The following is a 1,757-nucleotide window of genomic DNA, read 5'->3' as shown; positions in this document are numbered from 1 at the left end:
CGGTCCTGTCGACCTCGCTGGGATCCAGCTATGTGAACGACTTCCCCAACCAGGGGCGCCTGCAGCGTGTGGTGGTACAGGCCGACGCGCCTTCGCGCATGCAGCCCGACGACCTGCTCCGGCTCAACGCCATCAACAGCCGCGGCCTGCCGGTTCCGTTGTCGTCGTTTGCCAGCACGCGGTGGATCAAGGGTGCGATGCAAACAGTGCGTTACAACGGCTACCCGGCCGTGCGTATCAGCGGCAGCGCCGCGCCAGGCTACAGCTCGGGCGCAGCAATGGCCGAGATGGAAAAACTCGCAGCGCAACTGCCGCAGGGCTTCGGTTTCGAATGGACGGGCCAGTCGCGTGAGGAAAAACTTGCGGGCTCGCAAGCCATGTTGCTCTATGGTTTCGCCATCCTCGCGGTGTTCCTGTGCCTTGCGGCCCTGTACGAAAGCTGGAGCATTCCGCTCGCGGTGATCCTGGTGGTGCCGTTAGGCGTGATCGGTGTGTTGCTGGCAACGCTGCTGCGTAGTTATTCGAATGACGTGTACTTCCAGGTGGGGCTGATCACCATCATCGGCCTGTCGGCGAAGAACGCGATTCTGATCATCGAGTTTGCCAAGGACTTGCAGGCGCAGGGCAAAGGTGTCATCGAGTCGGCGCTGGCTGCCGCGCACCTGCGGTTCCGACCCATCGTCATGACGTCGCTGGCCTTCGGTCTGGGCGTGCTGCCGCTGGTACTGGCTTCGGGCGCCGGCTCCGCAAGCCAGCGTGCCATCGGTACCGGCGTGATCGGCGGCATGATCACCGGCACGATCCTGGCGGTGATTTTCGTTCCGGTGTTCTTTGTGGTCGTGCGCGGCCTCTTCAAGGGYAGCGAGCGGCAAAACAGGATGTATTCGGAGCATGCCAAGGCGGCAGGCATCACCGGAGAAGAAGGAAGTGAAGGTAAAGCCCATGAGTAAATCCAGCATGAAACCCAGGTTCCCGCAGCTTTTGGCGGTTGGTGCTGCGGCACTCCTGGCCGGCTGCTCGATGATTCCGAAGTACGAGCGCCCGGCAGCCCCCATCGCAGACCAGTGGCCGGCTGTTTCCGGTTTCACCACCGGTTCCGCGCAAGCGCAGTCTGCTACTACCGCACCGGCCGTCGCGGCAGCCGACATCGAGTGGCAGGCTTTTTTCAGCGACCCTAAATTGCGGCAGCTGATTGAGGCCGCGCTGCGCAACAACCGCGACCTGCGCATCGCCGTGCTCAATATTGAGCAAGCCAGGGCCCAGTACCGGATCCAGCGTGCCGACCAGTTTCCCACGATCAATGCCGGCATCACCGGTTCGCGCCAGCCCAATGCCAACGGTAACGGCAGCATCACCAGCACTTATACCGGCGGTTTGCTGATGCCATCCTACGAGCTCGACTTTTTCGGCCGGGTCTCCAGTCTGAAAGAGGCGGCGTTGGCGCAGTACCTGGCAACGGAAGAAGGTCGCAAGACGGCACAGATCAGCCTGATTGCATCGGTGGCCAACACCTACCTCAGCCTGCTGGCCGACGAAGAACTGCTGGCCATCACGCAGCAAACACTGGCTACACGGGAAGAGTCCTTCAAGCTCAGCAAGCTGCGCTTTGACAACGGCGTCGCTTCCGAGCTGGACTTCCGCCAGGCCGAGTCATTGACCGAAGCGGCCCGCGCATCGCTGGCCCAACTGGTGCGCCAGCGTGCGCTGGATCAGAACGCACTGACCCTGCTGATCGGCCAGCCATTGAGCGGTGACCT

2 protein-coding genes are annotated in these 1,757 nt (G+C 62.4%); both read left to right on the top strand.

The annotated features are described in order from the left end of the window. Positions 1–950 (top strand): efflux RND transporter permease subunit (locus AC1DWI_RS21750; protein ID WP_477725740.1); only part of this gene is annotated, 950 nt, incomplete at its 5' end. A 7-nt stretch (positions 951–957) separates the two neighbouring features. After that, on the top strand, positions 958–1,757 hold an 800-nt coding region (locus AC1DWI_RS21745), incomplete at its 3' end, for a TolC family protein (RefSeq protein WP_477725739.1).

The organism is Polaromonas sp. P3_C2 (assembly GCF_056402675.1).
This window is presented reverse-complemented; position numbering and strand designations above follow the sequence as displayed.